This is a genomic window from Amycolatopsis sp. NPDC028719 (assembly GCF_055565395.1).
This window is the reverse complement of sequence record NZ_JBVHUL010000018.1, coordinates 1-8,756: the sequence shown is the minus strand read 5'-3', so window position 1 is coordinate 8,756 and position 8,756 is coordinate 1. Positions and strand designations below refer to the sequence as shown.

The window sequence follows — 8,756 nt, the reverse complement described above, 5'->3', positions numbered from 1 at the left end:
GGGGGGGGGGGGAGGTTTGGGGGGGGAGGCAAAGGGAAGACGACCCTTTGGGCCCACGGGGGGGGGGGGGCCGGGGGGGGGGCCGCCCCCCCCCCCCCCCCCCTCCCCCCCCACCCCCAGTGTGCCCGATCAGTTGCTGTTGCCCGGCTTCCAGCCCAGGTAGCTGCCGAAGTAGCTCTGCTTCGCGTGGCCGATCGCGCCGTTGACGCTCGTCGCCCAGACGCCGCCGTTGCCGTCGGCGATGCCCACGTGGCCGTACGCCGAGATGTTCCAGAACACGAACGCGCCCTTCGGCGGGGTGCCCGTCGTGTGGCGGGCGCCGTCCGAGGACCGCCAGTGCTCGATCGCGCTCGCGTGGTGCGTCGTGCGGTTCCACGACAGGCGGGCGGCCTTCTCGCAGTAGCCCTGGTACGCCGTGCTGCCCTTGCGGCTCGAGTACCACGCGATCGCCTGCGCCGCGGTCCGGGCGGCGGCCAGTTCGGCGGGCGAGTCGACGATCACCGCGCCCGGGTCGGCGATGTCGGCGGCCGTCACCTCCGCGTAGACGTCGGCCGGCGCGGGGGCGGCGGTGGCGACGGCGGCGCCGCCGAAGAGCAGGGCGGCCGAGAGCGCCGCCGCCGGGTAGATGCTGCGCATGGGGGTCTCCCTCGGTGGACGGGTTTGAGACCGGGACGACCCTGCGCGCGGCCGCTACACCGCCACTACACCCGCGCTCTCGCGGTGCTGACGGACGTGAGTGCGCGGAACCGGAAAACTGTCACGCCCGGAAAGTTCGCCGACGAGAAAGAACTGCTGTCGCCGGCCCGCCGGAATCCACCCGGCGGGCCGGAGCCGATGCCGGAATCCGGCACCCGGGAACTGCCGGGATCCGCCGAAAGTCGTTTTATCCCAACGTGATCCTCCCTTAGTAGGTACCGAGGCACCGGCCGGGCGCGGAGTATTCCGTGCCACCACGTCGAATCGTCACCGGCTGGAGGACCACTTCGTGAAAACCACATCAGGAGTCCTGCGTGGACTCGTGGCGGTGTCGGCCGCCGCGGCCGCCGTCGCCGCGCTGCAGGCGCCCGCGGTCGCGTCCGCCGCGCGGACCGATCTCGGCATCACCATGCAGGCCCAGCAGAAGGACCAGTGGTGCTGGGACGCCAGCGGCACCACGATCGCCGACTACTGGGGATATTCGCTTTCCCAGACCCGGTTCTGCCAGATCGCGCACAACGAGTCCGGCAGCGACTGCGCCGACAACCAGGGCTATCTGTCCGACCAGCAGCGGGTGTTCCGTTCCCTGGGATTCACGAATGTCGGGTCCTACGACTCGAATGGGCAGGTCCTTTCCTTCACGACCATCAAGAACCAGATCGACGCGGGACAGCCGATCGGCACCCGCATCGGCTGGCGCTCCGGCGGCGGTCACATGCACGTCCTCTACGGCTATGACAACTCGAGCGGCGCGACCCGGGTGGACTACGGCGATCCGTGGCCGGACAACAGCCGCTACAACTCGATGAACTACGACACCTACCGTTCGAACACCCAGTTCCAGTGGACGCACACGCTGTACGGGATCGAGGGATGAGCGTGCTGAAGAAGGCGATGGGCGCGGCCGTGCTGGCCGGCGCCGCGATGCTCACCACCACCGGCGCCGCGGGCGCGGCGACCGGGCCCGCCGGCACCCCGACCGCGGCCGACACCGCCGCGATCGGTCAGGTCACCGGCGGCCGGGCCACGCTCGACCGGCTGGCGGCGACGAAGTTCCCCGGCGCCCACGCGGCGGCCGCGGCACCGGCGGCGGCCGCCGACCCGCGCACCCAGGTCGCGGTGTACGAGCCGACGGCGGCGTTCGTCGCCGGAACCTCGGACGTCCCGGCCGTGCTCGCCTACGTCGCGGTGCCGGCGCGGACCGGCGACGGCACCACGGCGACGGTCTGGGCCGAGCGGCAGGGCACCGCCTGGACCGTGGTCAACGTCGCGTCCGGCGACTACGAGCGCAAGTACGCCGACGCCGCGGCCGGGGGCTACCTCCTGCACGAACCGCAGGTCAACGCCTGGTACGCGGTGCACGGCGACGCCGTGACGGTGCTGCACGGCTCGGTCACCGGCCTGGCCGCGGGCACGAAGCTGAGCGTGCGCGACTACCGCGCGGCGCTGCACCAGCGGTACGCGGACAAGCTGCCAGGTTCGGCGTACGACCGCGCCGGCGCGGGCGGTGGCTACGGCGGCCGTGAGCGCGCGGTACCCGCCGCGGACCCCGGTGAGGTGCCGGTGCTGCCGTTCGTGCTCGGCGGCGCCCTCGTGCTGGTGGCCGCTGCGGTCGTGGTGCCGCGGTTGCGGCGGCGGTAGGGGACGGCCGGGGCCGCGGTGCCCCCTTGGCAGGTGATCATGATCAGGTCAGAATGCGCCATGCCCGTTTCCCCGGCCGCCCAGCCGGAACCGGCGCGGCCGAGCGGCCCGGACCTCGCGCTGGTCGAAGCGCTGCAGCGCGACCCGCGGGCGCCGTGGACGCGGATCGCCGCGGCCGTCAGCACCGATGCGACGACGGCCGCCCGCCGCTGGGACCGGCTGCAGGCGGCCGGGCTGGCCTGGCTGACCGCGTACGTCACCGCGCCGACCACGACCGTCGGTTACGTCGACGTGGCCTGCCGCCCGGACGCGCTGGCCGGGCTGACCCGGGAGCTGTGCGGCTGGCCGTCGGTGTTCAGCGTCGAGCGCACCACCAGCCGGTTCTCGCTGTTCCTGTCCCTGGCCGCGCGCGACCTCGACGCGCTCGACGGGCTGGTGACCGGCCGCCTCGGCGCGCTGCCCGGGGTGCGTGGAGTCCGGTTCGCCGTCGCCACACGCGTCTACCGCGAAGGCAGTGGGTGGCTGGTGAACGCGCTGGCCCCGGAACAGCGTGCGGTGCTCGACGAGACGGCGGTGCAGGCCCGGCTGGTCGTCCCGCAGCAGTGGAACGACCGGGACCTGCGCGCGCTGGTCGAATCCCTCGGCGAGGACGGCCGGCGCAGCTACGCCGAGCTGGCCCGCGACTGCCGGATGAGCGAGTCGGCGGTGCGCCGCACGCTCGCGCGAATGCTGCGCAACCACGAGCTCGACTTCCGCTGCGACCTCGCGCACGTCCCGGCGGGCTGGCCGGTGATCGCGGGCTACCGCCTCGACATCGCCGCCGGCGACCTGGACCGCGCCGGGACGGCGATCGCACAGCTGCCGGAGACGCGGCTCTCGGCCGCGGTGGTGGGGGAGGGCAACCTGGTGGTGTCGGCGTGGCTGCGGGAGCCGGCCGGCTGCACGGGCTACGAGACGCGGCTGGCGGCCGCGGCACCGGGCGCACGCGTCCTCGACCGCGCGATCACCCTGCGGATGCCGAAGCGGATGGGCCGGCTGCTCAGCCCGCACGGCCTCGGCGGCACCCACCAGGCGATCATCCCGGCCCGCTGACTATCGTGCGAACACCGGCCTGGGGAGGATCATGAGCCTGCGCGAAACCCTGCGACGCCACGTGGACGCGGGCACGCTGCCCGGCGCGGTGGCGATCGTCGACCGGGCCGGGCGCCGGGAAGCAGTGGCCGTCGGCTCGGTGGACGTCGAAGGCAGCCGGCCGATGGCCGAGGACACGCTGTTCCGCCTCGCCTCCATCACCAAGCCGATCACCGCCGCCGCCGTCCTCACCTTGGTGGACGACGGCACGCTGGCCCTCGACGACCCGATCGGCCGGTGGCTGCCCGAGCTGGCCGGCCCCAAGGTGGTGCGCACGCCGTCGAGCCCGGTCGGCGACGTCGTCCCGGCGAACCGGCCGATCACCGTCTTCGACGTGCTCACCGGTCAAGCCGGCTGGGGGTTCGCCTCGGACTTCACGCTCCCGGCGGTGCAGGCGCTGTTCCCCGTCCAGGGCGACGGCCGGCAGGTGCAGAGCTTCCCGCCGCCGGACGTCTGGCTCGCACGGCTGGCCGAAGTGCCGCTCGCCTTCCAACCGGGCGAGGCGTGGCTGTACGACACCTGCTCGACTATCCAGGGCGTGCTCGCCGCCCGCGCGTCCGGCCGGTCGCTGCCGGAGTTCCTCGAGGAACGGATTTTCGCGCCGCTGGGCATGGCGGACACCGGGTTCGTCGTCGGCCCGGACCGGCGCGACCGGTTCACCGCCTTCTACAAGAAGACCACCGACGGGCTCGTCCTCGCCGATCCGCCGGACGGCCAGTGGAGCACGATGCCGGCGCTGCCGCTGGGCAACGGCGGCCTGGCCGGGACGGCGGGGGACTGGGTCGCCTTCGGCCGGATGCTCCTCGCCGGAGGCACCGCGCACGACGGCGGGCGCGTGCTCGGCGCCGAGGCGGTCCGGTTGATGACCACCGACCACACCAGCGCCGCGCACCGCGAGATCGGCGCGCTGTTCCTGGAGGGCCAGGGCTGGGGGATGGGCGGCGCGGTCGACGTCGCCGCCGTCGAACCGTGGACCGTCCCGGGCCGCTACGGCTGGGTCGGCGGCACCGGCACCACCGCCCACGTCGTGCCCGCCACCGGCACGGTCGCCGTGCTGCTGACCCAGGTCGGCGAAGACAACCCGGTGCCGCCGAAGTGGATGCGCGAGTTCTGGCGGGAAGCGGCCGCGTAGGGTCGGAGACGGGATCCGGCACAGTGGAAGGACATTCTGGATGGGCGAGTCGAACTGGGCCGGGAATCTTGCCTACACCGCGGACTCGGTGCTGACTCCGCATTCGGTCGACGAGGTGCGGGAAGCCGTCGCGGCCGCGACGCACGTCAAGGCCCTGGGCAGCCGTCACTGCTTCAACGCGATCGCGGACTCGCCGGGCGGCGTCCTGCTGGACCTGCGCGCGCTCGAGGTCCCGGTGGAGATCGGCGACGGGACGGTGACCGTCGGCGGGTCCGCCCGCTACGGCGACTTCGCCGAGCAGCTGCACGCCGCCGGGTTCGCGCTGCCGAACCTCGCGTCGCTCCCGCACATCACGGTGGCCGGCAGCGTCGCGACGGGCACCCACGGCTCCGGGCGGCGGCAGCCGGGACTCGCCTCGGCCGTGTCGGCGATCGAGCTGGTCACGGCGAACGGCGAGCTGCGGACGTTCACCCGCGCCCACGCCGAGTTCCCCGGCCTGGTCGTCGGCCTCGGCGCGACCGGCGTCGTCACGCGGCTGACGCTCGACGTGGTGCCGGCGTTCGACGTGCGCCAGGACGTCTTCGACGGCCTGCCGTGGGAGGCCGCCTACCGGCACTTCGACGAGATCGAGGACGCCGGCTACAGCGTCAGCATGTTCACGAACTGGGCGAACGACACGGTCGACCAGGTGTGGGTGAAGAGCCGCGTGGACGCGTTCACACCGCGGACCGGGCTGTTCGACGCGGTCCCGGCCGACGGGCCCCGGCACCCGGCGCACGCCGCGGGGATCTCCGCCGACAACGGCACGCCGCAGCTGGGGGTGCCGGGTCCGTGGCACGACCGCCTGCCGCACTTCGCGCTCGCGTTCACCCCGAGCGTCGGCGACGAGCTGCAGTCGGAGTACTTCGTGCCCTACGAGGACGCGGTGGCGGCGGCGCGGGCGATCCGCGAAATCGGCGACCTCCTGGCCCCCTTGCTGCTGGTGTCGGAGATCCGCGCGATCGCGGGCGACGACCTGTGGCTGAGCCCCTGCCACGGGGGCGACCGGGTCGCGTTCCACTTCACCTGGCAACCGCGGCAGCCGGAGGTCGAGGCGGTGCTCCCGGTGCTGGAGGAACGCCTGGCCGCGTTCGGCGCGCGGCCGCACTGGGGAAAGCTCTTCCACACCGCCGGGTCGTACCCGCGGATGGCCGGCTTCCGGGCGCTGACCGCGGAACTGGACCCGGCCGGCAAGTTCCGGAACCCGTTCCTGGAGCGGCACGTCTTCGGCGGCTAGCTCGCGGGCGGGGCCGTGGTCGCGCGGACGATCAAGTACGTGTCGAGCACCTGGGCCGTGTGCTCGTCCGCGTCGCCGTCGAGCAGGTCCAGCAGGATCGTGACCGCCGCCCGGCCCGCGGCCTCCGTCGGCATCGCGATCGTCGTCAACGGCGGTGCCGAGATCGCCGCGAAGACCAGGTCGTCGAAGCCGACCAGGCTGATCTCGTCCGGGACCGGCACGCCGCGGGCGTTGAGCCGGGCCAGCGCGCCGAACGCCACGAGGTCGTTGTACGCCACGATCGCCGTCACGTCCGCCGCCAGCGCCAGGTCCGCGCCCTGCAGCCCGCCCTCGAACACCGGGGGGAACGGCCCGAACTCGACGACTTCCATCCCGTGCCGCCCGGCGGCCTCCGCCAGCCCCTGCCGGCGGGTGCGGTTCGCCCACGACATCCTCGGCCCGCCGAGGTAGGCGCAGCGGCGGTGGCCCAGCGCGGCCAGGTGCTCGATCGCCTGGCGCATCCCGTCGGCGGCGTCCATCACGATCGACGGGATCCCCGGCACCTCGCGGTTGAGCAGCACCAGCGTCGTCTGCCCGGCGAGCGCGCGCAGCTGGTCGTCGGTCATGCTCGGGCTGCCCAGCACCACGCCGTCGACCTGCCGGGCCATCCGGCGCACCAGGTTCTGCTCGGTCGCCGCGTCCTGGTCGCTGCTCGCGAACAGCACGGCGACGTCGTCCTGGCGCGCGCGGGCCTGGACGCCGTCGAGCACGCCGGTGAAGAACGGGTTGCCGAGGTCCGACACGACGATGCCGATGTGCCCGGTGCGGACGACGGGCTGCGGGGCCTCGGCGGCGTGGTACCCGAGCTCGCTCGCCGCGGCCAGCACCCGGCTGCGGGTCTGGTGGCGGACCAGGCCGGGCGAGGTGAACGCGCGCGACACCGTCGAGATCGACACGTTGGCCCGGCGGGCGACGTCGTGAATGGTCACGCTCACGGCAACTCCTCCAGGCTCTGCGCAACATCATGGAAACGCCCGGCGGCGTTGTCAACAACGGACTGCCTTGCGGCAGCGGGGATCCGGCCGCCGCAGGGCCATTCGGCTGGGCTTGGGATGAAAACCCTGCAAATCATTGACCGGTTTTGCTGCAAATCGTAGAACGGAGTCTCCGCCGTGTTCCCCGGTGTGCGGGGCGCGGGTCCCCATCCCCTTCGAGGTGCCCGATGACCAGGAAAACCGAGTTCTGCCTGCGCGTTTTCGGAACGGCCGCGCTCGCCGCGGCGCTGGCCGCCGCCGTTCCCGCCGGAGTCGCGCACGCGGCTTTCGAAAGCTCACCCGCTGGTTTCGGCGCCGGCACGACCGGCGGCGCGGGCGGCGAGACCGTCACCGTGACGACGGCGTCCGCGTTCGCCGACGCGGTGACAGGCACGACGGCCCGCACGGTCCGGGTGAGCGGGAAGATCACCTTGGCGAACAAGACGCTGGTGAAGATCGGGTCGAACAAGACCGTGCTCGGCGTCGGGTCCGGTTCCGGCTTCACCGGCGGCGGGCTCGCGGTGGACAAGTCGTCGAACGTGATCATCCGCAACCTGGCCATCGCGAAGGCCGTCGGCACCGACGCGATCCAGATCCAGCGCGGCGCCACTCGCGTGTGGATCGACCACAACGACCTGTCCTCCGACCTCGACCACGGCAAGGACTACTACGACGGCCTGCTCGACATCAGCCACGCCGCCGACGCGATCACGGTGTCCTGGAACAAGTTCCACGACCACTACAAGGTCTCCCTCGTCGGGCACAGCGACAACAACGCCGCCGAGGACACGGGCAAGCTGCACGTGACCTACAGCCACAACTGGTTCGAGAACGTGAACTCGCGGATGCCCAGCCTGCGGTTCGGCACCGGGCACGCCTACGACAACTATTTCCACGCGGTCACCGATTCCGCCGTGCATTCGCGGATGAACGCGCAGTTCCTCGCCCAGAACAACGTCTTCGAATCCACGAAGGTCTGCCTCGAAACGACCGGCGACAGCGACGTCGACGGCTACCTCAACGAGTCGGGCAACTCCTTCGGCGGCTGCGCGAACAAGATCACCCGCACCGGGAGCATGACGACGGCACCGTATTCCTTCACGCTGGAACCGGTTTCGACCGTCAAGGCCAGCGTCACCGCGGGCGCGGGCGTCGGCCGGATCTGACCGGCGGGGAGTGTGCGGCCGGTTCGGGTAAGCGCTATCTCGAACCGGCCACCGCCGTTCGGCGTATCCGGGGTTCGACGAGTTCGAGGACCGGTCCCGGACATTGACACACTTGTCGCGAACGCCCTACGGTGACCACCGGAAGTTTCTCCCGAACTGCCCATTCGTCAGTTCCCGCGCGGCCGGACCCGGTCGCGCCGATCGGAGACCCATGTCGGGGAGCAGGCGCCGCACCGTCGCGGACCCGCCGAGGCTGGCCGTGGTCGGCACGTCCGGCTACGCGTTCAGCTACCTGCACCGCGCGCGCATCCTGCACGACGAGGGCCTGGTGCGGTTCGCCGGCATGGCCGACGTCCGGGCGCCCTCCGCCGCCGCGATCGCGTTGCTGCCCGAGGGCGGTACCGCGCACGTCGGGGTCGACGACCTGCTCCACCGCTGCCGCCCCGACATCACCGTGGTCGCGACCCCGCCGCACGCGCACGTCCGGGTCGGCGGCGCGGTCCTGCGGGCGGGCGGCGACCTGCTCCTGGAAACCCCGCCGGTGCTCGACCTGGCCGGGTTCCGGACGCTGTCCCGGCTGGCCGCGGAGAACGGCTCGGCGTGCCAGACCGGCTTCCAGAGCTTCGGCTCCCCGGCCCTGCCGGTACTGCGGGCGGCGATCGCGGCCGGGAAGCTCGGCGACGTGGTGGGCGTCGGCGCGG

9 protein-coding genes are annotated in these 8,756 nt (G+C 72.8%); 7 read left to right on the top strand and 2 right to left on the bottom strand.

All coding sequences use genetic code 11. The features are described 5' to 3' along the window. Nucleotides 1-129 precede the first annotated feature (129 nt). Nucleotides 130-636: a hypothetical protein gene (locus ACZ4TR_RS47730; protein WP_465295670.1), complete on the bottom strand. Its 507-nt coding sequence runs from the start codon at nt 634-636 to the stop codon at nt 130-132. Between the two features lie 349 nt (nt 637-985). Here ACZ4TR_RS47730 and ACZ4TR_RS47725 point away from each other — a divergent pair, with 349 nt between their 5' ends. Genes ACZ4TR_RS47725 through ACZ4TR_RS47705 form a run of 5 tightly spaced genes read left to right on the top strand, consistent with a single transcriptional unit; the run spans nt 986 to nt 5,876 of the window. Next, nucleotides 986-1,573: a papain-like cysteine protease family protein gene (locus tag ACZ4TR_RS47725; protein ID WP_364529431.1), complete on the top strand. Its 588-nt coding sequence runs from the start codon at nt 986-988 to the stop codon at nt 1,571-1,573. Beyond that, nucleotides 1,570-2,337, top strand: coding sequence for a hypothetical protein (locus ACZ4TR_RS47720; RefSeq protein ID WP_465295668.1), 768 nt, complete (start codon nt 1,570-1,572; stop codon nt 2,335-2,337). Before ACZ4TR_RS47725 ends, ACZ4TR_RS47720 begins: the two co-directional genes overlap by 4 nt. Nucleotides 2,338-2,397: 60 nt before the next feature. Next, entirely contained in the window at nt 2,398-3,429 is a 1,032-nt protein-coding gene (locus tag ACZ4TR_RS47715; RefSeq protein WP_465295666.1) for an Lrp/AsnC family transcriptional regulator, read from the top strand. Nucleotides 3,430-3,460: 31 nt separating this feature from the next. Then, entirely contained in the window at nt 3,461-4,600 is a 1,140-nt protein-coding gene (locus ACZ4TR_RS47710) for a serine hydrolase domain-containing protein (protein ID WP_465295664.1), read from the top strand. Nucleotides 4,601-4,640: 40 nt separating this feature from the next. After that, entirely contained in the window at nt 4,641-5,876 is a 1,236-nt protein-coding gene (locus tag ACZ4TR_RS47705; RefSeq protein WP_465295662.1) for an FAD-binding protein, read from the top strand. Here ACZ4TR_RS47705 and ACZ4TR_RS47700 read toward each other — a convergent pair. Beyond that, nucleotides 5,873-6,850, bottom strand: a complete 978-nt coding sequence (locus ACZ4TR_RS47700) for a LacI family DNA-binding transcriptional regulator (protein ID WP_364526287.1) — start codon at nt 6,848-6,850, stop codon at nt 5,873-5,875. The genes ACZ4TR_RS47705 and ACZ4TR_RS47700 overlap by 4 nt on opposite strands. A 227-nt stretch (nt 6,851-7,077) precedes the next feature. Here ACZ4TR_RS47700 and ACZ4TR_RS47695 point away from each other — a divergent pair, with 227 nt between their 5' ends. Both ACZ4TR_RS47695 and ACZ4TR_RS47690 read left to right on the top strand, forming a co-directional pair. After that, the gene (locus ACZ4TR_RS47695) at nt 7,078-8,055 is read left to right on the top strand and encodes a pectate lyase family protein (protein WP_465295660.1); all 978 of its coding nucleotides are present in this window, start codon (nt 7,078-7,080) and stop codon (nt 8,053-8,055) included. Between the two features lie 211 nt (nt 8,056-8,266). Beyond that, a partial coding sequence (locus ACZ4TR_RS47690) for a Gfo/Idh/MocA family protein (protein ID WP_465295658.1) occupies nt 8,267-8,756 on the top strand: 490 nt, incomplete at its 3' end.